The sequence below is a fragment of the Fibrobacter sp. UWR2 genome (assembly GCF_002210285.1).
In the GTDB taxonomy this organism is placed as follows: Bacteria; Fibrobacterota; Fibrobacteria; order Fibrobacterales; family Fibrobacteraceae; genus Fibrobacter.
Genome location: NZ_MWQE01000007.1, coordinates 123612 through 146186, shown reverse-complemented (window position 1 = coordinate 146186; position 22575 = coordinate 123612). Strand labels below are relative to the sequence as shown.

At 53.7% G+C, this 22575-nt stretch carries 19 protein-coding genes and 1 tRNA gene; 15 read left to right on the top strand and 5 right to left on the bottom strand.

The window, feature by feature from the left end; translation table 11 throughout:
• The first annotated feature begins 13 nt into the window (after window positions 1-13).
• From B7994_RS10485 to B7994_RS10475, 3 genes are all read left to right on the top strand, one after another.
• Window positions 14-424: a M67 family metallopeptidase gene (locus B7994_RS10485; RefSeq protein ID WP_088638413.1), complete on the top strand. Its 411-nt coding sequence runs from the start codon at window positions 14-16 to the stop codon at window positions 422-424.
• A 207-nt stretch (window positions 425-631) separates the two neighbouring features.
• The gene (locus tag B7994_RS10480) at window positions 632-2287 is read left to right on the top strand and encodes a glycosyl hydrolase family 8 (RefSeq protein ID WP_088638412.1); all 1656 of its coding nucleotides are present in this window, start codon (window positions 632-634) and stop codon (window positions 2285-2287) included.
• Between the two features lie 104 nt (window positions 2288-2391).
• The gene (locus B7994_RS10475; protein WP_088638411.1) at window positions 2392-3876 is read left to right on the top strand and encodes a DUF1846 domain-containing protein; all 1485 of its coding nucleotides are present in this window, start codon (window positions 2392-2394) and stop codon (window positions 3874-3876) included.
• Window positions 3877-4099: 223 nt separating this feature from the next.
• Here the strand turns inward: B7994_RS10475 and htpG are convergent, their stop codons facing one another.
• The gene (htpG, locus tag B7994_RS10470) at window positions 4100-5986 is read right to left on the bottom strand and encodes a molecular chaperone HtpG (protein WP_088638410.1); all 1887 of its coding nucleotides are present in this window, start codon (window positions 5984-5986) and stop codon (window positions 4100-4102) included.
• Window positions 5987-6229: 243 nt separating this feature from the next.
• Between htpG and B7994_RS10465 the strand changes: the two genes are divergently transcribed.
• Complete coding sequence (locus B7994_RS10465) at window positions 6230-7231, top strand: hypothetical protein (protein ID WP_144063853.1); 1002 nt, start codon at window positions 6230-6232, stop codon at window positions 7229-7231.
• Between the two features lie 6 nt (window positions 7232-7237).
• On the opposite strand, the gene B7994_RS10460 is transcribed toward B7994_RS10465, so the two are convergent.
• The gene (locus B7994_RS10460) at window positions 7238-8080 is read right to left on the bottom strand and encodes an undecaprenyl-diphosphate phosphatase (RefSeq protein WP_088638408.1); all 843 of its coding nucleotides are present in this window, start codon (window positions 8078-8080) and stop codon (window positions 7238-7240) included.
• A gap of 123 nt (window positions 8081-8203) precedes the next feature.
• On the opposite strand from B7994_RS10460, the gene B7994_RS10455 reads away from it, so the two are divergent.
• Window positions 8204-8929 (top strand): polysaccharide deacetylase family protein, encoded by a 726-nt coding sequence (locus B7994_RS10455; protein ID WP_088638440.1) that lies wholly within the window; start codon window positions 8204-8206, stop codon window positions 8927-8929.
• Window positions 8930-8958: 29 nt separating this feature from the next.
• On the opposite strand, the gene B7994_RS10450 is transcribed toward B7994_RS10455, so the two are convergent.
• The 3 genes from B7994_RS10450 to B7994_RS10440 form a co-directional block, all read right to left on the bottom strand.
• A complete protein-coding gene (locus B7994_RS10450; protein ID WP_088638407.1) occupies window positions 8959-10953 on the bottom strand; it encodes a M23 family metallopeptidase in 1995 nt (664 codons plus the stop codon).
• Between the two features lie 79 nt (window positions 10954-11032).
• Window positions 11033-11105 (bottom strand) — tRNA-Ala (locus B7994_RS10445).
• Between the two features lie 88 nt (window positions 11106-11193).
• Window positions 11194-11739, bottom strand: coding sequence for a peptidylprolyl isomerase (locus B7994_RS10440; RefSeq protein WP_088638406.1), 546 nt, complete (start codon window positions 11737-11739; stop codon window positions 11194-11196).
• A 113-nt stretch (window positions 11740-11852) separates the two neighbouring features.
• Here B7994_RS10440 and B7994_RS10435 point away from each other — a divergent pair, with 113 nt between their 5' ends.
• The 10 genes from B7994_RS10435 to B7994_RS10390 all read left to right on the top strand — a co-directional run bounded on the left by B7994_RS10435 (window position 11853) and on the right by B7994_RS10390 (window position 22572).
• Window positions 11853-12728: an FISUMP domain-containing protein gene (locus B7994_RS10435; RefSeq protein ID WP_088638405.1), complete on the top strand. Its 876-nt coding sequence runs from the start codon at window positions 11853-11855 to the stop codon at window positions 12726-12728.
• Window positions 12729-12772: 44 nt separating this feature from the next.
• Window positions 12773-13333: a bifunctional pyr operon transcriptional regulator/uracil phosphoribosyltransferase PyrR gene (gene pyrR / locus B7994_RS10430; protein WP_088638439.1), complete on the top strand. Its 561-nt coding sequence runs from the start codon at window positions 12773-12775 to the stop codon at window positions 13331-13333.
• A gap of 1 nt (window position 13334) precedes the next feature.
• Window positions 13335-14270: an aspartate carbamoyltransferase catalytic subunit gene (locus tag B7994_RS10425; RefSeq protein ID WP_088638404.1), complete on the top strand. Its 936-nt coding sequence runs from the start codon at window positions 13335-13337 to the stop codon at window positions 14268-14270.
• Complete coding sequence (locus B7994_RS10420) at window positions 14263-15510, top strand: dihydroorotase (RefSeq protein ID WP_144063852.1); 1248 nt, start codon at window positions 14263-14265, stop codon at window positions 15508-15510. The genes B7994_RS10425 and B7994_RS10420 overlap by 8 nt, the downstream gene beginning before the upstream one ends.
• A gap of 3 nt (window positions 15511-15513) precedes the next feature.
• On the top strand, window positions 15514-16533 hold the full coding sequence (locus B7994_RS10415; protein ID WP_144063851.1) for a PilZ domain-containing protein: 1020 nt from the start codon (window positions 15514-15516) through the stop codon (window positions 16531-16533).
• Between the two features lie 89 nt (window positions 16534-16622).
• Window positions 16623-17771 (top strand): pilus assembly protein PilM, encoded by a 1149-nt coding sequence (gene pilM / locus B7994_RS10410; RefSeq protein WP_088638401.1) that lies wholly within the window; start codon window positions 16623-16625, stop codon window positions 17769-17771.
• Entirely contained in the window at window positions 17771-18415 is a 645-nt protein-coding gene (locus B7994_RS10405) for a PilN domain-containing protein (protein ID WP_088638400.1), read from the top strand. Before pilM ends, B7994_RS10405 begins: the two co-directional genes overlap by 1 nt.
• Window position 18416: 1 nt before the next feature.
• Window positions 18417-19016 (top strand): type 4a pilus biogenesis protein PilO, encoded by a 600-nt coding sequence (locus B7994_RS10400; protein ID WP_088638399.1) that lies wholly within the window; start codon window positions 18417-18419, stop codon window positions 19014-19016.
• Window positions 19013-21028 carry a hypothetical protein gene (locus tag B7994_RS10395; RefSeq protein WP_233143169.1) on the top strand — a complete coding sequence of 672 codons (2016 nt, stop codon included), beginning with the start codon at window positions 19013-19015 and terminating at the stop codon, window positions 21026-21028. Before B7994_RS10400 ends, B7994_RS10395 begins: the two co-directional genes overlap by 4 nt.
• Window positions 21025-22572, top strand: a complete 1548-nt coding sequence (locus B7994_RS10390) for a secretin N-terminal domain-containing protein (protein WP_088638398.1) — start codon at window positions 21025-21027, stop codon at window positions 22570-22572. The genes B7994_RS10395 and B7994_RS10390 overlap by 4 nt, the downstream gene beginning before the upstream one ends.
• Window positions 22573-22575: the final 3 nt, after the last annotated feature.

Sequence of the window (22575 nt, the reverse complement as noted above, 5' to 3'; positions counted from 1 at the left end):
CATTGGAAAAAAAATGATTTCCATTTCAAAAGACAACTACGAAAAAATCCTCGCGCATGCCGAAAAGAACCTGCCCGAAGAGGCCTGCGGGCTGATTGCGGGGCGCATCGAAGGTAGCGACAAGCATATCGAGAAGGTCTACCTGCTCACGAATATTGACCATTCGAACGAGCATTTTTCGCTGGACCCCAAGGAACAGCTTGCCGCCATCAAGGACATGCGTGCAAATGGCCTCTCGCCGCTGGGCAATTGGCATTCCCATCCGGAATCCCCTTCGCGCCCGTCGGAAGAAGACAAACGCCTTGCCTACGATAGCAGGGCGAGCTATTTGATCCTTTCTTTACAGGACCGCGAACATCCGGTACTGAATTCTTTCCACATTGAAGGTGATATTGCCACGAACGAAGGTCTCGTAATCGGCTAAAGATCTCCGTACAATGGTGCCTCTGGGGTTATCGTGAAATTCCTGCCCTGGAGGCACTTTTTTTTGATTTTGGCGTAAAAACGCCGAATTCGCGTTGTTTTGGCTAACAACGGCTTTTTTTGCACGATAGGTGAAATCGTGCATTCCTTATTTATATTATAGCTGGGTTTGTTATGGATAGGTTAAATCAACTCTTGGGAGAACAAAATGAAAAACCTATCCGTATTATCGGTAGCCCTGCTGTGTGCCTCTATGGCCACCGCGGCGGAAAATTCAATCTACACCGGCACATTCTTCGACGATAGCGGAGCCTACTTTGGCCCCGATTGCGAAAAGGATGGTACGCAATCTACGGGTGCCTACTATACCGGCGATTACACGAGCCCGTTCAAGACTTTCCTCGGCAAGACCGACAAGGATATCCAGGACAAGCTTGACGAACTCTGGAACCATTACTTTGGCGGCCAGAATGACAAGACCGTGTATTACGAGGACCGCGATGGCGGCTACATCGTCGATATCAACAACAACGACATCCGTTCCGAAGGCATGAGCTACGGCATGATGATTGCCGTGCAGACCAATCACAGGGAACAATTCGACAAGCTCTGGAACTGGGCCAAGAAGCACATGTGGAAGGACCCTGCCACGGGCGGCTCCGGCTATTTCGCCTGGCAGGCTAACCGCGACGGTTCCGTGCGCGACTGGGGCAACGCTCCCGATGGCGAAATCTACTTCATGATGTCGCTCCTGTTTGCTGCCCACCGCTGGAACGACGAAGGCTACATGAGGGATGCGCAGAGCATCTTGAAGGCCTGCTGGAAAGGCAACGGCCAGTCCCTGTACAGTGAACAGTCTTTTATCGCAACCTTCCAGCCGTCTGACGGCAACAACACCTGGGGCGATGCCTCTTATAGTTTGCCTGCATTCGTAGACTTGTTCAGCCGCTGGTCGACTACCAACAACGACAAGTGGAAAAAGGCGACGAAGGCGACCCGCGACCATATCTACAATTCCGCAAACCCGCAGTCGGGCCTTTGCAGCGACTACAGCAACTTCGACGGAACTCCGCATTACGCTTTCAGCGACAACTCCACCAAGTACGCGTTCGATGCCATCCGCTGCCCCATGAACTACGGCATGGATAGCTACCTGTTCGGTGTGGATATGGAGCGCCAGACGAAGATTGCGAAGGTCATCACGGACTTCTTCGAGAGGGACGGCTACAGGCACGGCCACTTCAACTGGGACGGCACCAGCGGATACGGCGATTTCACCATCGGCCAGGCCGGTGCGAATGCAGTTGCTACCTACGCTCTGCTTGAAGAAGAGAGCTACAAGGATTTGGTGAAGAAGGTGCTGCAGAAGGCCTGGGATTCCAAGCCCATCGTGGGCAGCCAGCGCTACTACGACGGCCTGGTGCATTACCTTGCCATGCTCCACCTGACAGGCAATTTCAAGATATGGAAGGAGAAACCGCAAGTCGAGAAAAAGACGGCAGAGGGTGAATACAACGGCGTAAGTTATGAAAACGACACCACGTTCCACGCGTTTGAATCGTGCAAGCTCTACGAGGTGGCGGTGACTGCGAAGAAGGCTGCTCCGGGTCCGGACACTTCGCTTGTCGACCCGGATGCAATCGCAAATGCACTTAACTTTAATACTGACATAAAGATACGTGCACGTGCAAATTCCATCTTTATCGAGAATGCGCCTGCCGGTTCCAGGTTCACGGTTTCCGACCTCAGTGGTCGCGTGCTTGTGAAATCGAATACGCAGTCCGCAATGCACGAAGTGCGCGTCGAAAACAGGGGAGCGCTGCTTGTGATTGTCGGTAACAGGGCGTACAAAATTGTGAAATAAATTTTTGTGACCGCGTGTTTTTGCTTCGGGGCAGGCGTCATGTTTGCCCCGAAATTTTTTTATTTTTGAGGCGTTGAATTTTAATTTTGAATTGGTAGAAAAAGATGTTTAAAGTAGGTTTTGATAACGAAGCGTACCTCAAGACGCAGTCCGAAAAAATTGCCGAACGCATCGCGAAGTTCGGCGGAAAACTTTACCTGGAATTTGGCGGAAAACTGTTCGATGACCATCACGCATCCCGCGTGTTGCCTGGCTTCGCGCCCGACAGTAAAATCCGCATGCTCGAAAAAATCAAGGACAAGGCCGAAGTCATTATCGCCATCAATGCGGGAGACATCGAAAAGAACAAGGTCCGCGGCGACCTCGGTATTACCTACGACCAGGACGTGCTCCGCCTGATTGACGCGTTCCGCGGTTATGGCCTCTACGTGAGCTCTGTGGTGCTGACCCGCTGGCAGGAACAGCCGAGCGCTGTCGCCTACCAAAAGAAGCTGGAAGGACTGGGACTCAAGGTTTACCGCCACTACCCGATTGCGGGTTACCCGAGCAACATTCCTTTGGTTGTAAGCGACGACGGTTACGGCAAGAATGAATTTGTTGAAACTACCCGCGAACTCGTGGTGGTGACGGCTCCCGGCCCCGGTAGTGGCAAGATGGCCGTGTGTCTCTCGCAGATTTATCACGAGAACAAGCGCGGCGTGAAGGCCGGTTACGCGAAGTTTGAAACGTTCCCCATCTGGAACATCCCGCTCAAGCATCCGGTGAACCTCGCGTACGAGGCGGCCACCGCCGACCTGAACGACGTGAACATGATTGACCCGTTCCATCTGGAAGCTTACGGACAAACTACAATCAACTATAACCGTGATGTGGAAATTTTCCCAGTGTTGAACGCGCTGTTTACGCGCATCTTGGGTGAATCTCCGTACAAGAGCCCCACGGACATGGGCGTGAACATGGCAGGCAACTGCATTGTCGACGATGCCGCCGTTTGCGAGGCCGCCAAACAGGAAATCATCCGCCGCTACTACAACACGCTCTGCGACGTGCGCAAGGGCAATGCGGAAAAGGACCAGATTTACAAGCAGGAACTCATCATGGAGCAGGCGCAGATTAGCACTGCCGACCGTCCCGTGATTGCGGCTGCCGTGGAACGCGCCGAAATTACCAGTGGTCCGGCCGTTGCCATCCAGTTGAACGACGGCGCCATTATTACCGGCAAAACGTCTTCGCTGCTCGGCGCCTCTTCTGCCGCCCTGCTCGATGCTTTGAAGCATCTCGCGAAGATTCCCGACGAAGTGCGCCTGCTTTCGCCGATGGTTATCGAGCCGATTCAGAACTTGAAGACCAGGCAATTGGGCCACAAGAACCCGCGCCTGCACATGGACGAGGCGCTCGTGGCGCTCTCCGTCTGTGCTCTCACGGACTACAACGCAAAAATTGCCCTCGAGAAGTTGCCGGAACTCCGCCACTGCGAAGTGCATTCCAGTGTCATCCTCTCGCAGGTGGATGTGGGCGTGTTCCGCAGGCTGGGAGTGAACCTGACGACGGAACCGAATTATCAGTCCGGCAACCTTTACCACGGTTAAAAAAGTCGTCTAGACTTCGCCTAACTTCGTTCTCGACCCAACTCGCCGTACCAGTTGTACGGCTTCGGGGTCTGCGGCCTCGTTATACTCGTCTATACGACTTTTTAATGACTTTTCTCTAGTTGGTGCGAAGATTTGAAAAAAAGGCCGCGATTGAATCGCGGTCTTTTTCGTATGAGAATGTATGGATCCTCGCCTTCGCGAGGATGACGCTGTTGCGAGATTACTTCACGCTGGCAGTCAGCAGTTTAGTAATTGCGGCGACATACTCAGCGGGGTTCGGGAGCGGAGAACCTTCGGCAAGCAATGCCTGGCCGTAGAGGGCCTTCGGCCAATCGCCAAGATCTTCCTTGGCTTCGGCTTTCTTCTTGAGCATTTCGCAAATCGGGTGCGTCGGGTTGATTTCCAGAATGCGCTTGCTCTTCGGCAAGTTCTTCTGGCCCATCGCCTTCATCATGCGTTCCATCTGAGCGCTCATGGCGTCTTCGCTGGTCACGAGGCAGCAGGGGCTATCTTTGAGGCGGCTAGACACGCGGACTTCCTTGATGTCTTCGTCCAAGACCTTCTGCAGGTTTTCGCAGAGTCCCTTGAAGATTCCCTTGTTGGCTTCTTCGGCCTTCTTTTCGTCTTCGGTCTTTTCGAAATCCACGTCGCCGCGGGCGATGTCATGGAACTTCTTGTCACCGAATTCGGTGAGGCTCGACATCATGAACTCGTCGATGCCGTCGCTCATGAGCAGCACTTCGTAACCCTTCGCCTTGAAGGCTTCGAGCATCGGGTTAGACTTCACGGCGTTCTTGTCGCCGATGAGGTAGTAGATTTCCTTCTGGCCTTCGGGCATGCGCTTCACGTATTCGTCGAGGCCCACGAGAGCGTCGCCTTCCGTCTTGGTGCTTTCGAAACGGAGCAACTTCTTGAGTTCGTCAAGATGTTCCCAGTTCATGTAGAAGCCTTCCTTCAAGACCATGCCGAGTTCGCGCCACCAGGCGTTGTACTTCGCGGCATCCTTGTCGGCCATGTTCTGCAAGGTGTCGAGCACCTTCTTGATCACGTGCTTACGAATGTTGGTGATAATCTTGTTGTTCTGCAAGATTTCACGGGACACGTTCAGCGGCAAGTCTTCGCTATCGACCACGCCGCGCACAAAGCGGAGCCAAGGCGGCAGCAAGTCCTTGCAGTCGTCCATGATAAAGACTTTCTTCACGTAGAGCTTGAGTCCGTGCAGAGCATCGTTGTGCCAGATGTTGAACGGGGCCTTCGACGGAATGTACACGAGGCTCCAGAATTCCTGGGAACCTTCGGCGTGGCTGTGGCTCCAGGCGGCCGGTTCGTCGGCTTCGTGGCTGATGACGTTGTAGAAGTCCTTGTACTGTTCTTCGGTGACTTCCTTTTCGCTCTGACGCCACAGGGCCTGTTTTTCGTTCAAGCGTTCTTCGGGCTTTTCTTCGAGTTCGCCCTTGTCGTTCTTGGTCGGTTCCGGGTGGAAGTAGATGCCGTAGCTCACGAAGCCGCTGTACTTCTGCACGATGTCCTTAATCTTCCATTCGCTGGCGAAATCTTCGGCGTCCTCGTCGTCCTTCAGGTACAAGGTAATCTTGGTGCCCACCTTGTCGAGCGGGGCTTCAGAAATTTCAAATTCGCCCGTGCCTTCGGAGGCCCACAGGTAGCCCTGCTTTTCGCCGGCCTTGAGCGTCAACACTTCGACTTTCTTCGCGACCATGAACACGGAGTAGAAACCCACACCGAACTGGCCAATCAGATCGACGCTGCCCTTGTCACCTTCCTTCAAATTCTTGATGAAGTTCTTGGTGCCGCTACGGGCGATGGTACCGAGGCAGTTGATCAAGTCTTCCTTGTTCATGCCGATACCGTTATCTTCGACAACGATGCGCTTGCCTTCTTTGTTCACCGAGATGTCGATGCGCAACTGCGTGCCCACCGGGAGCAGGTCGGCGTTAGAAAGCGAAAGGAAACGGCGCTTGTCAAGTGCGTCCGCCGCGTTCGAGACGAGCTCGCGGAGGAAGATTTCCTTGTTGCTGTAAAGGGAGTTGATCATCAAGTTCAGCATGTCGCGAACTTCGGTCTGGAATTCCATCTTCTCTGTTGCCATTTTTCTGTCCTTTGTCATTCCCGCTGTCATTCTGGAGCCACGTAGTGGCGATAGAATCATTGGGAACGCCTTGATGTTTAATTTTCGAGCGGTTTAGCCTACCATAATGTTTCAAAATGAAACAAAATGACAGCCTAACCTTGTTTTCGCTATAGAAGATGCAATAACCGTGCCAAAAAGATATATATACACAATAGATGGATTATTTGGGCTGTCCCGTACAAAGGAGTAACTATGGGGATCGTGAAAAAAGTATCAATAGGTTGCCTTGGCGTGTTCCTTGCAATCCCTCTGCTGTTCCTGGTAATGGCCTGGATTGACGAATACAAAAGTGGCTATTACGAATACGCCCGCCAATGCCAAATGATGAATGCCTATCTAGAGACTCCGGACCAGAAGGTTCCTTATAAAGCGGAACTCGCTAGAATAATTAGCACAGAGGAACATCCTGGCACGTATCACCATAGTGATGTTCTGTTTGCTGATATATTCCCTCCCTTCCGCAAGGAACTTCGTAAAATGGGGTATGAGAAGGCTGTCGAAGAATTCGGGACTTCCGAGGAGATAAAAGAGAAAATCTACCTAGCTTCCAAGGCGGCATTGGACTCCGGAAACTATAATTTTGCATCCCGTTTCTTTATGGTCCTGAGTGAATATGACTATAAGGATAGCAAGGACCTTATGGTCCAGGCCCGTTCCAAGAACAAACAAGGGCTTTCTGTAGGGGACATCTTTAATTGGGGGCTTCGCAAGTGGGGCGTGGATGGGTCGTTTGCTCCGACGCCGTGGCAAGTGGCGGGGCAGATGGGTGGCTTTTTCCTATTAAAAGCCGATAGGCCTGTAGAATTGCGCGTGCTCGATAAGAATTTCTGCGACTGGCTAAAGAGAGAAATGTTTAGTGATCTGTTTTTTGATGGAAGTGCTGCTGCCATTGTCCCGCTAGATTCTGCGCGGCTGGAATATTTAGCCAAGGATGTTAAGGACACGACAACTTCCAGGCTATTCTGTCAAGAACTGGGGAATAAGATTTTCCTTCATGAACGGAGCGTGTTCTCGTACGTGACGGACCATGCGTACGATAACTTGTTTTCGCCGTACTTTTCGGACCGCTATAAAAAAGTGCGTGATTCTCTAGGGGTCAGGGAATGCTGCCGCGTAAACGGCTTCCCTTGGGTTGCAAACCAGGTGGATTCCGTTATTTCCGTTGTACCCTGGGTTTTCGTGGATACGCTTTTGTTGAGGTAGGGCTTACTACAGGAAAATCAGTCCGAGGATGCCGACGGCCCACACGTACCAGGCGAAGTGCTGGAACTTGCCCTTCTGCAAGAAGGTCATGAGCCACTTGAGGGCGATAATGCCGAAGATGAACGACACCAGCATGCCCACCAAAAGTTCGGGGGTAAAGCTGCCGGCGTCAGCACACTTCATGGCCTTTTCCGGGTCGAGGAGTGCTTTTTCCGGAGTCATGCTCTGGCACTTGAACCACTTGATGCAGTCGAGGAGTGCGGCACCGCCCACGGCAGGGATGCTCATGAGGAAGCTGAATTCACCGGCGTACTTGCGGTTCACGCCCATGAACATCATGGCACTGATGGTAGAGCCGCTGCGGCTAATGCCCGGAATGCAGGCGATGCCCTGCACGGTGCCGGTCACGAGTGCGCGCCACCAGTTCATCTTGACGCCTTCGTTTTCAGGGTGCTTGGCGCCTGTGGGGCCCCACTGCGATGTAAACAGCAATAGGCCGGTAAAGAGTTCTGCGACGCATACGGCGCGCGGATTCTCGAAAAGGCCTTCGAGCGCATCCTTGAAACCGATTCCGATGAGGGCGGTCGGGATGCTCGCCAGAATGATGTAGCCCGCTTCGCGGAGCTGTTCCTTGTCACGGTGGAGGCAGCCTACGATGATGTCGGTAATCTTCTTGTGGAAGACGACGAAGATAGAAAGCAACGTGCCGGCGTGGAGCATGATGTCGAAGAACATGCCCGCTTCGTTCATGCCTAGAAGTTCGTGCCCGAGCACAAGGTGGCCGGAGCTGGAAATGGGGAGGAATTCGGCGAGGCCCTGCAATAGGCCCAAGATGATAGATTCGAACATGGCAGGAAAGATAGAATTTAGTTGAAAAAAATAGTTCTTAGATTCCGGCTCGGAGGCCGGATTGACGTCATGGCGGGCTTGACCCGCCATCTAGGCTTTAATTTCTATTACTATATTAATCACATGGCTCGCAAGTTTCTCCTCTGTTTTCACGATTTTAGCGTCTGGAACTACCGGACGGTGTTGCCAGTGCTTGATTCGCTCAAGGATCTTTGCGGTCGAGGGTTCAGCGTCCTTGTGATTCCCAGTACAGAGGGCGCCGATGAAGAGTCTGTTGCGGGTTTCCGCGATGCTCTTGCCCGGTTGAAGTCCGATGGCTTCGAACTGGCCCTGCATGGCTACAAACACAAGGCGGAATTTAGCCAGGGCCGCAGTTACATGGGGCTTTTCGGCATGGTGGTGACGCACAGGGAAGCGGAATTTGCGGGGCTTAGCGAGTATGAGTCCAGCCGCTTGCTGCAGGCGGGCGTCAAGGCCTGGGAAGCCCTGTTTGCCGAAGGTGATAATGCCGGAATCAAGCCTGCTGCGTTCGTACCCCCGACATGGTACAGCAACAAGTACCTGCCCATGCAGGTACGTGGCATGAAGATGCTCTACGAAGACCGCTTCTCGCTTACGACCGCGCGGGGCCGGCGTTTTGCCTCTCCGGTCGCGAGTTTTGCGGGTATTCCTGAATGCTTGGTAAAGCCCGCCTTCAAGTTTGGGGAACTGATACTCAAGATTCCGGCGGGTATCCCGCGTATTGCGCTGCATCCGGTGGATTTTCCGGAGCGCGAAGAACAGTTGCGCGACCTGGTGCGCATTGCATTAAATAATCGGCGCAAGCTTACGCATTACGCCGACCTGTAATCTATTCTAAAATGGCAATGTGCCCGGGGCTACATTCCCGGGACTGTGATGGTGTAGCTGGCCTTGTGCTTGGCTTCGTCCTGGATCTGGATGGTAATCGTCCCGCCTTCTTCTGGCAGCTTTTCGCCTTCGATGATGATTTCGCGGGGTTCCGAATCGTATTCCGCGGCAATCCACTGCTTGCCCGCCTTGACTGTTATGGCGTTGCCATCTTCGACTCCGTTATACTTGAACTGAAGCGGAATCTTGAGTGCCGGCTGGTGTAGCCCGCCAATGATGGTGTTGTCCCAGTAGGGGAACCCAAGTGTCGGTGGGGCCTGATGGTCGATGGAGGCGATGTCGCGCAGCTCGTTTGTGCTTGCGCAGCGCTTTTTCCCGGAGGTCTGCTTGCTGAAGATGAACCAGTTGCGGCTGGTTTCGCCAAGCCAGTAAAGCGGGGCGCTTGCCGTGTGGGCGTCTATGCAGACTTCCCACTTGCCGCTGAACTGCAGGCCCTTCGGGTGGAATTCGTAGAAGTTCAAGCTGTCGGTGACATTCCTCGTGAAAGCAAGGACCGGTGTGCCTTCGTTTGTCTTGACTGCCATGCCGGTAATCTTCTGCGATATCTCGAAGTCTTCGTCCTTGACGGTCCAGCTTGCGGAGGAAACGCCTGGACGGAGCGTGGTCACGTAGATGGTATTCTCGGTGTTGCCCTTGCTGTAGATGATTTTTTCGACGGTGGGGAAAGTTGCTACAATCTTGCCGATGAACGTGAACTTGTTGCCGAACACCTTGCAGAGGTTCGCACTGAGTGTCTGTCCGCTCTTGTCCTGGGCGGAGAACGAGTAACCGTCGTTGCAGCGTGTGAGGTCGAGAGCGGGCCTAGAGAGGTAGGTGAACAGCGGGGTGGTCTGGAACTTCTGCTTTGGGAAACTCTGGTTGCCTTTGCAGTTGGAACGGAGCGAGAACTTCTTGGTGGTGATATTCCCCGCGTAGTCCTCGACTTCCAGGCGGTATTCGGATTGCGGCGGGAGCTTGGCGGTCAGGTAGTGCCAGTCGCCGGCGGTGTCGGCTTCTTCGGCCCAGAGCAGTTCGTCGCGGATTCTGAGCTGTTTGGACATCGGGATGGTGTCCTGTATCTTGCTGTAGGCTTTCTCGTCGTAGCGGAACAGTTCCAGCCTGCGGATGGACATCGGGTTTTCCTTGGGCATGCGACTGTAGTCGGCAATCTTGAATGCGACATGCACGGGGGCGTCGTTCTGGAAACTGTTCTTGATGGGGGAGGTAACGCATCCCTTGTCAAGTGCTTCTGCGGAGGTGAATGCGACATCGTCCTTGTAGAATGCCGCTGCTGCAAATACCTGTGGCGCGATAGTGTCTAGGCAGAGAACCCCTTCGCCGCAGGGCGAAAGTGCCTTGTTGTCGGCTGTGCGCACTTCTAGGTGTAGGTGCGGGTTGCCGATGCCGCTGCTCCCGGCGTAGGTAAGCGTGTCGCCTTTCTTGAACGCGATTTTGGGTGAAATGGAGATGTCGTTTTTCTTGGTATCGTACATCTTCTTGTAGACAATCTCATCGAGCTTGGGGCCGAAACTGCTCTGGTGGGCGAATACCCAGGTCTTGCCGCTTGCTCCCTTGAAGAACAGCACCTTGCCGTAGCCGAAGGGTGAAGTCTTGATTTCGCTGACGGTTCCGTCTTCGGGTGCATATACGACCCAGCCTTCTTCCATTTCTGTAGAGTAGTCGATGCCCAGGTGGTATCGTGTGCCGCGGTTCTCGCCGAAACTCGATGTGAGGTAGGCGTCGCGCCCGAAGGGATTGTACGAAAACGGCTTGGTGCCGAGTACAGTCAGGCGAGGACCGTTGGCAGAAGATGCCGCTGCGTCGGTTCCGGCCGTGATGCCGTTTGCTGCAAGGCAGTCTTCGTAGGCGAAGGCGTCCATAGTTTGTTCGTTACACTCTTCTGCAAAGGCTGCTGCGCACGCTAGCAGGGATAGCGCTAACGAACTCCCCACGGTGTAGATGAATTTATTGGAAATCTTCTTCATGCAAGGAAAGATATAAAAAACTTACGGAGTGGGCTTTGGCTAAACGAAAAAGACCCGCATTTGATGCGGGTCTTTCGAGTGGAGCTAAGGAGAGTCGAACTCCTGACCTCCTGCATGCCATGCAGGCGCTCTACCAACTGAGCTATAACCCCGAAAGGTGAGCCAAATAGAGAAAAATATTTGGCCCTTGTCAAGGGGGCGGAATACTTTTTTTGCAAAAAAGTACCGCCACCGTGAAAATTATGCCTTTTCGATGGTCACGGACTCGATAATCACGTCTTCGATGGGGCGGTCCATGGCGCCGGTCCTGACGTTTGCGATTTCGTCGAGCACGTCGAAGCCTTCGTAGAGCTGGCCGAATACGGAGTATCCGTCAGCCGGGCCCGGGCCGCACTGGTCGTGGTCCAAAAAGTGCACGTTGTCGCCGTGGACAATGAAGAACTGGCTGCCGATGGAGTTAGGGAGTTGAGTCTTTGCCCAGCTGAGGGCGCCGCGCATGTGGGTGAGGCACGGGTCGTACTTGTCGCCGATGGTGGTGCCGGGGCCCTTGGCGGAGTGCCCGCCTGTGCCGTTCCTGCGGGTGAAGTCGCCACCCTGAATCATGAACCCGCTGATGATGCGGTGGAAGGGGGCGCCGTCGTACTTGCCCTGCTTGGCAAGCTCGATGAAGTTCGTGGCACATTCGCCCACGCGTTCTTCAAAAAGGCGGAGCTTCATTACCCCGTGGTTGGTTTTCATGATGGCGATGGTTTCGCCTGCCTGGGGCTTGTCGAGCTGGTTAAACATATAGTCTCCTTGAAGCGTTTGTTGAATTAACGGCAATAATATAGGTAATTGTTTTTGACGGGGTTCTGTCGAGGGTGAGAAAGGGCTATATTTGTGAAAAAAGAGGAGATCCCGTGCTAGATCGTAAGCTTTTTCATTGCCTGTTTGCGCTGTTTGCCGTTTCCGCTATGAATTTTACCGCCTGTGGCGATGACGAAAGCTTTGTTGCAATGCCGGGAGACAAGGAACAATCCAGTTCGTCTGTTAAGGGCAAGTCGTCTTCGAGTAGTGCAAGGTCCAGTTCGTCGGTCGAGGAAACTCGGTCGTCGTCGAGCCTGAAGACTGTCATTCCTGCCTGCGAATCGGTAAAGTATGGCTCGATGGTAGACGAGCGCGATGATCAGGAGTATAGGACCGTAGATATTTGTGGCCTGGTCTGGATGGCGGAAAACCTGAACTATGAATACAAATATTACTCGTACTGCTACGAAAAAAAGCAGGATAACTGCGACATGTATGGGCGTCTTTACCAGTGGAGTATAATCATGGATAGTGCGGGAGTGTTTTCCGACGATGCTTTGGGTTGTGGTATGGATGCGGAGGAGTGTTCGCCGAACTATCCTGTGCGTGGGATTTGCCCCGAAGGCTGGCACGTGCCGACTATCCATGAACTCGAGAACCTGCTTAAGGCCGTGGGTGCCATTCGGGATGAGTCTCAGACGAGGACATGGCTGAATGCGGGCAAGATACTGAAATCGGCTACGGATGACTGGGAAGACGAAGGCATGGGCGAGGATTCCTATGGTTTTACCGCTTTGCCAGCGGGTTCCGGTGCCCGTGGATCATACTTTACGAGTCTTGGTTCCCTGGTGGATATCGCGACCTCTTCGATAGATATGGGGCTGGATAACCATGTCTACTGCCTGAATCTTTATGATGACCGTGACGATGCCGTCATTATGAGTGATTATATGAAAGATACGCGCTCCGTTCGTTGCGTCAAGAACTGAACTTCGCCCCGCCAAATAAGCGCGGGTTTACTAAATTCATGGATATGAAAGATAATTGCAAACGTATACAGGAACTGCTTTCGGCGCAGGCGATGGAATTCGCCCTCGACGAGATGGCTGCAAAGATTGCCAAGATGCATCCGTCTGCCGAAAACCTGATTGTGCTTGGCATGGCTAGCCGTGGGATTCCGCTGGCGAAAAAACTGAGCGAAAGACTCTCCCAGAAATTCGGCAAGCCCATAGAGATGGGCTGTCTCGACGCGACATTCTACCGCGACGACTTCCACTACCGCAAGCCCAGTGCCTCCACCGAGATGCGCTTTACCGAGATGCCCGCCTCAGTGGAAGGCAAGACGGTAATCCTTGTGGACGATGTGCTCTACACGGGTCGCTCGGTGCGTGCCGCCATGCAGGCCATCCTGGACCTCGGCCGCCCTGCCGCCATACGCCTCTGCGTGCTGGTGGACCGCGGGCACCGCGAACTCCCGATTGCGCCGGATTGCGTGGGCCTCACGGTAGAAACCGCGCAGAATCAGGAAGTCCGTGTGATGATTGAACCTATTGACAACGAAAATTCAGTTTACCTCGTAGAAGTGGAGGCTTAGCTTGAGCGCCCTTGAGATTAAACACCTGTTCGGGCTGCGCGGAGTATCCAAGCACGATATCCGCCTGATTCTCGACAACGCAAAACAATTTCGTGAAATTCTGGAACGCCCCGTGAAGAAGGTGCCGAGCCTTCGCGGCATGACGGTCGTGAACCTGTTCTTCGAGAACAGCACCCGTACCCGCACGAGTTTTGAACTCGCCGAGAAGCGCCTCTCCGCCGATACGGTGAACTTTACGAGCTCCAATTCCAGCGTGAAGAAGGGCGAAACCCTAGTCGATACGCTCCGTAATATCGAGGCGATGAAGATCGACATCGTGGTCGTCCGCCACAAGGGGACGGGAGTCCCGAAGTTCCTTGCCGACAACAGCGACGCGATTATCGTGAATGCGGGCGACGGCGCGCACGAACACCCCACGCAGGCCCTGCTTGACATGCTCACCATCGAAGAAAAACTTGGTACCCTCGAAGGCAAGAACGTGACGATTGTGGGCGATATCCGCCACAGCCGCGTGGCCCGCAGTAACCTGTGGGGCATGACGACGATGGGTGCACACGTGACGCTCTGCGGACCGAGCACCCTAGTCCCGCGCAATACCGAACTTATGGACAAGGTAACGTGGGAATCTGACGTGAAGAAGGCCGTGAAGGATGCTGATGCCATCATCGCGCTGCGCCTGCAAAAGGAACGCATGGATGATGCCCTCCTCCCAAGTATGCGTGAATACCGCAATACCTTCGGTATCACTCACGAATTGCTGGAATGCGCGAAGGACAAGGTGCTTATCATGCACCCGGGGCCGATTAACCGTGGCGTGGAACTGGATAGCGAAATCGCCGATGGAGAAAATTCAGTCATCCTGAACCAGGTGACAAATGGCGTGGCTGTGCGTATGGCCGTGCTTTACCTTTTGGCAGGAGGCCGTGCAAATGCCTAATATGGTTTTGAACAACGTTTGCCCGTTCGTAGACGGGAAGTTCGCTAAGCCGACGAAGATGTGCCTTGTCGATGGGAAATGGGCCGACAGCGCCCCTGAAGGCACTCCCGAATTCGATGCGAAGGGAGCGCTTGCGCTTCCTGCGCTCTTTGGCCTTGGGCTCGATTTCAAGGAGCCGCTCCGCGATGACATCTACACGTTCAAGGACGGCGTGTGCGCTATGCGCCGCGGCGGATTCTTCGGTGGCCTGTACGAAAGTTCAGCAAACCCGATTGACGATTCGCAGAAACTCACCGCGATGCAGCAGCTGAGCGCGAAGTCCGGACTGGAATTCGCATTCCTGGGCGCTTTCAGCATGGGCTACCAGTGCAAGGACCTTTCCGAGATGGTGGAACTTGCACAGGGTGGCGCAGTCGGCTTTGGTGATGGAAACTGTGATTGCTCCCGTACGCGCTTCCTGCGCCTGGCGATGGAATACGGTTCCATGACCGGCAAGCGGTTCTTCTTTATGCCGCTAGACGATTCGCTCCGTCATCACGGACTCGTTCACGAGGGTAGCTACGCCGATACGCTCGGCATGAAGAGCATCCCGCGTATCGCCGAAACTATTGCGGCCTTCAGGATTCTGGAAATGGCTCGATTCCTCAAGGTTCCGGTACATTTCAAACAAGTTAGTTGCGGTGAAACACTCAAACTCGTCGAGACCGCACGTGCTCAGGGCGTAGACGTGACCTGCGACGTGGATATCTACCACCTGCTCCTGGACGACAGTTGCCTGTTCGACCTCGACTCGCATTGCAATGTGCCGATGCCGTTCCGTTCTGCCGAAGATCGCGAGGCTCTCTGGAAGGGCCTTGAATCGGGAACCGTGAATGCGATTAGCGTGAACCACGACCCGGTGCTCAGGCAGGACAAGGAAGTGAATTTTGAAGATGCAGTGCCGGGAGCGGTTTCCTTGGAAATCGCACTCGGGGCCATCTGGAAACCGCTCAGCGGGCGGCTCGGCGCCGCGCGCGCGGTGGAACTGCTTTCCACCGCCCCGGCACAGCTTGCGGGCGTGGAACCTGCGGCTCTCCGCAAGGGCGGACAGGCAAACCTGGTCCTCCTCGACCAGGACTGCCCGACGAAGGTTGTCCCCTCCATGTTCGCGGGCAAGACCCGCAATACTCCGCTCCTGGGCAAGGAACTTTCCTCGAAGATTGTTGGTTCTTATATCGGCGGTATCTGGAACGAGGTCTAGCCTGTGATTTTGCCTTCTCAGTTAATCTGGCTTGGCGCCATCATCATCATGGGACTGGTTCTCCTTGTCCTGGTTGAAATCAATAGGTCAAACCTTCGTCGCGAGCACGAAGAAATGTTTGGAACGAAGGATTTCGACGAAAAGGTGGCGGCAAACAATTTGACTCCGAAGGAAATCCGTACGCTAGAAAAACTTGTTCGCGCATCCAAGTTCGAAAATAAGGATGCGGTCCTGAATTCTTCGCACCTATTCGAAACGGCGGTTTCGGACTTCTATGAAATCCGTGATGTCGACATGGTGCGTGACGAGACACTTGATGCCGTTTCGCGCCTGCGCCAGAAGCTCGGGTTCGATGCCTCGAATCCGCTTTCGGTAATCGCCAGTACTAGGCAGTTCAATGTCGGAAACCGCGTGGACTTGCTTCTGGATGGGGTGGGTAAACTCAAGCATTCTGAAATCTTGTCACAAAAAGAAAAGAAATGGAAGGTCGCCTACGACGGAAGTTTCGGCCCCGGTAGCTCGTACGAGGGCAAGGAAGTCCGCATCCGCTGGACCCGTCCTGAGGATGCGGTCTATTCTGCAAACGTGAAAGTTTGCGGTAGCGAGCCTGGGATGCTGGTCCTGAGGCATTCGATTTCGCTAGACAAGCAGCAGTTGCGCCGCTGGCTGCGTGAAATCGTCAATTTCCCGGTAGAAGCAGTGTTTGCCGACGGCAAGACCTGTAACGGCATGCTCTACGACCTTTCGGCTGGCGGTATCCTCATCGGACTTCCGATCGAGTGTGAAAGCGGCCTGCACATCCGTATCCGGTTCGAGCTCCCGAGTTTCGGGCCCGAAGACGTGGAAATCGAGATTTTGCGCAATTTGGGGCATAAAAACGCCGATTACCCCGAACTGTACTCCACGACGGCGTCGTTTACCGGTGCCTTCGGATGGACCCAGGAACGCGTTCTGCAGTATATATTTGAGGTCAATAAGCAAAAAAAGGCCAAAGAAAGTGCTAAAAACGCGCTAACTAGTTAATTTTCAATGACTTAGGTGCATTTTCCGCTTGACATTTCGTTATTATAAAGGTAGAATTAGGATAGTACTGTTTCCGATCGGAGTTTACTTTGGCACTTGATTTGTTAGCTCGAATTCGCGGAGAACGCGAGACTATCGGCATAGATGTTGGCCATTACAGCATCAAATACGTGAAGGTTTACCATAACAGTCGCGGTGGCAAGGTTGTCGTCGAGATTGATACGGAACCTGTGCCCGACGGCGCTATTATCAATGGCGAAATCCAGCGTCGCGATGGCGAGCCCGTTACAGGCCCCGACGGCAAGAAGGAAAAGGACGGCTACGAACTTTTGAGCGAGGCGCTTACCAAGATGATGATGCGCCATAATCGCGATACCAATACGGATATTGTTGCCTGCGTGAACTGCTGTGCCGGTGCGGGCGGTGTGCTGGTCGATAGGATTAGCGTGAAGGTGCCCAAGAACGGAAACGAGTCCGCAATTATCCTCCAGACCGCGCAGTCCCGTCCGCCTTTCGATGACCAGGATAACGTTATCGACTTCGAGATTGAATCCCGCGAAGGTGACGAAGTCAAGGCGAACGTGGTGGCGGCAAAGAATGCGCTGCTTGATTCCTGGGCTCAGTTCTTTACAATCAAGGGCCTGAAGCTCTCCGCCATGGATGTCGATATTTTCGGCCTCCTGAACGCCTATACCGCTACGGCCTCCGAAGAGGACCTCAAGCAGACGACCGCCGTTATCAATATCGGCGAGAAGAAGATGAGCATCGGGTTCATCCAGCAGGGCAAGTTCCATTCGATGCGTGCCATGACCGGTGGTTCGCTCGATATTGTCATTTCGAAATTGAGCGAGACCCTCGGGATCGATGCCGCCAAGTGCCATGAGATTTTCGAATCGGGTGATTTGGGCATCGTGGATGGCTTTGCCGAAGCAGAAGTGGAACAGGCTATGCAGATGGCCTACGAGGACATCATGGCACAGGTGGAATTCGGCCTGCGCTACTACTCCTCTTCCGAAGACTCCGAACCGCTCGACAAGATCTTGCTTGGCGGTGGCGGCGCTTCGCTGAAGGGATTGAAGGAATTTATCGCCGAACGTTCCGGTATCGAGACCGATACGGTGAACCCCTTCCGTTACGTTGAATGTGATGCGAGCGTTGTCGGCGAATCGGGCGTGTCCCTTGCTCTTTCTAACATCCTTGCGCCAGCGCTTGGGCTTGCAATGAGGAAGTTTGACTAATGGCTGAAAAGAAAACAAAGACAAAAGAAAAGGAGAAGGCGAAGGCTTCGCTGAAAAAGTCGAAACGCGCCCTCTGCATTTCGATTAACCTTTTGCCTCCGGAATACCGCAAGGTCAAGAAAGACCTTTCGTGGGTTACGGACCGTCGCATTATTTGGCCCACGGTGGCGCTGATTATCGCGATTATCGGGTTCTTGTATGCCAACATACAGATTGACGAAACGATCACGAACCTCCAGAACGAGGTGAGCCGCGTAAAGTCCGAGGTTGAACGCGAACGTCCGCTGCTTACAAAGATTGGCGAACTGGAACAGAAACAGGCAATTGTCAATACGAAGATCAATGCCCTCAAGAGCATCCAGGTAAGCAAGAAGCGCTGGGTCGTGCTCTTTGAAAACGTCTCGTCGGTCCTGCCGCCGAACATGTGGCTCACGAGCCTTAACCAGGTATCGGAAGACAACCTGGAAATGAAGGGCATGACGTTCGATTTTTCCGAGGTGGCTGAATACATGGTCAAGCTCGAAAAGCAGGCCAGCGTTGAGAAGGTCTCGTTGATGACTATTTCTACGACGAAGGTCGACGGCGAAGAGGCGTACAGCTTCACCATCAAGGTTGTCATGAAGAAAGACCTGGGGGATGGCTAGTATGGGAAATTTCGATTTTAAAGACAAAAAGAATATATACGCGATTGTCATAACCGTCCTGATTCTTGCGATGGGTTACTACGTGTGGGACTACATGTGGAACCCGTTTGTCGAACAACGAACGAGTCTTGAGAATGAGTTGCGTTCGGCACAGTCGGAACTCGACAAGATTAACGCGAAGAAGCATCGCATCGCGGAACTCGAACTGCAGCTCGTGCAGGCCGAAAAGGATTTCGAGAAACTTAAGGAAATGTTCCCCGAAGAGGAAAAGGTGCCGCTGCGCCTGCAGGACCTCTACGCCGTGCTCCGCGCTTCCGGCGTGCAGATCCAGAAGTTCAACCCGGAAGGTTCTTCCGAGAAGGAACACTATGTGGAGAACCGCTATTCTATTGCGGTCAACTCCGGCTACCACATGCTCGGTTACCTTTTCGCAGAAATCGCGAACTTCAATTACCCGACAGCCATTACGAACTTGAGACTCAACCGGTACTCGGGCATTGCCGCCGAACTTCAGAAGGCGGAAACCCATGGCTGGACGCCGATTACGGTGTCGGTGTCGTTTAACCTGACCACCTATACATCAAAGAAGGTTGCCAAATGATTAAGAACAAATTAGTAGTTTTGTTCCTGTTCGTTGCGGTGGCCGTCAATGCAGCCCAGATCAAGGATGTTGCCTTTGATTGTGCGAAGGGCTGTGCGCTCACGTTCAAGTTTGCTTCGGACAAGGATTTGCCCTCGTTCTTCCAGAAGTACGATGCCAAGTCGCACAAGCTTATGCTCGGATTTTCTACGACGAATTTCGCTCTCGGTGAGGGAAGTTTCGATGTCGATCCTTCGAGCCAGTTTGTGAAATCGATGAGAGTGTTTAAGGAACCCTACCGTGGTACCGAATTCCTGAAGATTGAACTTACCGTAGGTTCCTCGATTGCGACGGACAAGAACGAGATTGCCCTGAACAAGTCGGACTTTATGCTTAAACTTGCCGGCAAGGGTGGCAAGGCCTGGACACTTTCCAAACTGTTTGCCGACCGCAAGCAGGCTGCCGAAAAGCAGGCCGCTCTCGACAAGAAGGCCGCCGAGAAGGCCGCACTCGAAGAGAAGAAGCGCCTCGCCGAAGAAAAGAAGGCTGCTGAGAAGGCTGCCCTTGAAGAAAAGAAGCGCCTAGCCGAAGAGAAGAAGGCTGCCGAAAAGCAGGCCGCTCTCGACAAGAAGGCTGCAGAAAAGGCCGCTGCCGAAGAAAAGAAACGCCTAGCCGAAGAGAAGAAGGCTGCCGAAAAGCAGGCTGCGCTTGACAAGAAGGCTGCCGAGAAGGCCGCGCTCGAAGAGAAGAAGCGCCTCGCTGAAGAAAAGAAGGCTGCCGAAAAGGCTGCGCTAGAAGAACGCAAGCGTGAGGCTGCCGAAAGGAAGGAAGCGGAAAAGCGTGCTCTCGAAGAGAAGAAGGCTGCTGAAAAGGCCGCCAAGGAAGAAGAGAAGCGCATTGCCGAAGAGCAGAAAAATCTGGACAAGGCCATCAAGGAGGGTGGCAAGATCTCGGCTCTTCTCCCGAACTTGAAAGAAATGACGGTGCTTATCGGTTCCGGCATGGAACAGTTCCGCCTGGTGGCAACCACCCCGATTGAACTGCAGAACATTACCGGGCCGGACAAGGCCTCTGTCCTTACGATCGGGCTTGCTGGTCCCCAGAAATCCCCTGTGTTCAAGATTGGTGCAGGGACTCTGGTGAAGCATGTGACCTGGGGCGCCAACGGACTCAAGGTTCAACTCCAGCCGAACGCCAAGCCTGTAATTGTTGTGCAGGAAGGTGCGCTGATCCTGCAGGTTGCCGAGAAGACCATCAAGAAGGACGGCTTCATTTTCTGGTCGGCTCATCCTGATGGAATCTTTGTGCGTGACTGGATGAAGTCTGTTGAAGAAAAGCCTTCGTTCGAGTCGTTTGTGAACAAGTTTGACAAGGAAAGCAAGAAACTCGTTTCCGGGTCGCAGACGTTCCACCTGCGCCCCGTGGTGCGCGAACTTATCGTTGTCGCCGACGAAATCGAACTCTTCGCTGCCCCCAACGATAACTCCCAGGTGCTGAAGCGCCTCACTTTCGGTGACCGCCTCGTGAGCCTGGATGTCAAGGGACTCTACTGCAAGGTGCAGCATGGTAGCCATATCGGCTTCGTGAACAAACGCGCCGTGAGCTACATGGATGAACTTTCTTCTGTCCAGGTGGAACGCCTGAAGCAGATTGACAAGGAAAGGGGTGAGGTTGTTGCCGAAGGTGGTGATATTGCCGGAAGCCAGCTTGACGGCCTCTACGAAGACCGCGTAACTTACAGTTCCTTTGGCCGCCGTGACCCGTTCGTTGAAATCAAGGGCCTCGTGGAAGAAGGCATCAATATTGACCAGGTCGAACTTGTGGGCATCATCTGGGAATCCGATGTTCCCATGGCGCTCCTCGTCGAATCCAAGAATCCGTCCATTTCCTATACGCTCAAGGAAGGCGACAAGATTCTCAACGGAAAAGTTCTTAAAATCACACAAACAGACGTGCTCTTCCTTATCCAGGAATTTGGCGTGAGCCGTCGCTACTCCATGGGTCTTCCCGATAAATTTGGGGGTCAAAAGTGAAAAAGCTGATACACATTCTCACAGTCCTGTTACTCGTTGCAGGTCTCACCTCTGTCTGGGCTGCTCCCGCATCGGGATCGGTCGAGCCCAACAAGAAGCTGTATGACTTCTCCTTTGTGGATACCGACTTTAGCGCCGTATTCCGTTCCGTGTCCGTTGTCGCGGGTGTGGACATCTTGCTTGCTCCGGATGTGAAGGGCAAGATGAGCCTCAAGGTCACGAAGAAGACTTGGCAGGAAACTCTCGATATTATCTGTGAAATCAACGACCTTACCTGGGTTATCCAGGACAAGTACATCGTGGTTCAGCGCCAGAGCACTTACCAGGCGAAGCAGAAGAAGATTGCTGACGAAGAGAAACAGCAAGAAGAAACGGCTCCGCTGGTCCGTAAGAACTTCCAGATTCACCATGCCAAGGCCGACGAACTTGTGAAGGTCCTCGAAAGCATGAAGAGCGGCCGCGGCCGTATCACTGTCGTGGAACGCACGAACTCCATCATTGTCTACGATACCGATGCGAAGATCGAACAGATGGAAAACGCCCTTACCGAACTAGATGTGGAAACCCTCCAGATCATGATTACCGCGAAGCTTGTGGTGGTGAACAGCCAGCGCGCCCGTGAACTTGGCGTGGACTGGAGCGCTGCCCTTGGCAACAATGTGGCTATGACTCCGGGTGCCGCTTCTGGAACATTCGGAAGCGAGAAGGGTGCCAGCCGCAATGCCGCCATGGTAACCTCTTACCCGAACAACGGTGCTACTCCCGCTGTAGACAAGGCTGCGACGACGATTACGACAAGCCTCTTTGACAACAACCTCAAGCTTGCCGTTTCGAGCCTGATGGGTGACGCTTCTACTGAAGTGCTTGCATCTCCGCAGGTTTCTACGCTCGACAATACCGAAGCCCAGGTGTTCATGGGTGACAAGGTTTCTATCCGCGTGATTGACGATAGCGGCGAATCTTCTACGCAGCTCGTTGAAACCGGTATCAAGCTGACGGTGACCCCGCACGTTTCGGGCGATAACCGTATCTTGCTCGACCTGCACCCGGAAAACAACTCCTACGATTACGACTCCAAGGGCGAAATCGTGATCAGTACGCAGGAAGCCAAGACGAAGGTCGTGGTGGCTGACGGCGAGACCGTGATTATCGGCGGTCTGACCCGTAACGAGACTCAGGAATCCGAAAGCGGCATTCCTTTCCTCAAGGATATTCCGTTCTTCGGCCATCTCTTCAAGTACACCCGTCATTCCGTGGTTAAGAAGGACCTCGTGATCTTCGTGACTCCGCGCATTATCCGCAACTACATCGGCAATGTGGAACTTTCGGAACCGTCTGCTGAAACGCAGGGTGATGCTGCCCCGCAGATGCAGAAGGTGGAACAGCCTGCTGCTCAGAGCGCTCCGGCGGCACAGCCGGCTCCGCAGGCACAGGAACCGGCTCCGGCACCCGCTCCGGAGGCTGAACCCGCTCAGGAAGCCCCGGCTGCCGAGGCTCCCGCTGCACCGGAACCCGCTACTGAAGCCCAGGATGACTGGAATTAAGCG